Origin of the sequence: Stenotrophomonas bentonitica, from assembly GCF_002887735.1 — a bacterium.
Classification (GTDB): domain Bacteria; phylum Pseudomonadota; class Gammaproteobacteria; order Xanthomonadales; family Xanthomonadaceae; genus Stenotrophomonas; species Stenotrophomonas bentonitica_A.
On sequence record NZ_PKQP01000032.1, the window covers coordinates 1 to 420 of the forward strand.

Below are 420 nucleotides of genomic sequence, written 5' to 3' on the forward strand. Positions count from 1 at the left end.
CCCGTCAATTCATTTGAGTTTTAGTCTTGCGACCGTAGTCCTCAGGCGGCACACTTAACGCGTTAGCTTGGGCCCTGAAGGGGTCGAATCCTCCAAGACCTAGTGTGCACCGTTTAGGGCATGGACTACAGGGGTATCTAATCCCTTTTGCTCCCCATGCTTTCGTGCCTGAGCGTCAGCAATTGTCCAGGAAGTCGCCTTCGCCTCTGGTGTTCCTCATGATATCTACGCATTTCACTGCTACACCATGAATTCCACTTCCCTCTCCAATGCTCTAGTCGTGTAGTTTCAGACGCAGTTCCGGAGTTAAGCTCCGGGATTTCACATCTGACACACACGACCGCCTGCGCACCCTTTACGCCCAGTGAATCCGAATAACGCTTGCAGTCTCTGTATTACCGCGGCGGCTGGCACCAGCAG

1 rRNA gene is annotated in these 420 nt (G+C 53.3%); it reads right to left on the reverse strand.

Features of this window, described 5'->3' with window-relative positions:
- A 16S ribosomal RNA gene (locus tag C0R07_RS19635) occupies positions 1-420 on the reverse strand; the annotation flags it as partial.